Here is a 303-nt window from a genome sequence, read left to right as displayed (position 1 = left end):
CCAGGTGAAGATGTATCCCTGGGTAGTTTCCAGTATCTTCCACGGCATCATGACCAGCGCGATCCCCGCCGTGATATAGCCACCGGTTTTATACGAAATTTTTTCCGGATTCAGCGCAGAAAAGTCGTAAGCTGGCCCCACCAGATTCGCAGCCAGATTCACAGAAACGGTATCGATCAGCAGGATAATCAAGGCCACCAGCACCGCCGCCCCCGTCATGCGGCTGGCCAGATCAACCGGATCCCAGATTGCTTTGCCGTATAAGACGACTGTAGCCGAAGTCACAATCACTGCCAGCAAAGC

1 protein-coding gene is annotated in these 303 nt (G+C 53.8%); it reads right to left on the bottom strand.

The features are described 5' to 3' along the window. A partial coding sequence (locus KDM89_RS21470) for a cytosine permease (RefSeq protein WP_212689818.1) occupies positions 1 to 303 on the bottom strand: 303 nt, incomplete at both ends.

Origin of the sequence: Cognatundibacterium luofuense, from assembly GCF_018139685.1 — a bacterium.
Taxonomy (GTDB): domain Bacteria; phylum Pseudomonadota; class Gammaproteobacteria; order Burkholderiales; family Burkholderiaceae_D; genus Undibacterium; species Undibacterium luofuense.
This window is presented reverse-complemented; position numbering and strand designations above follow the sequence as displayed.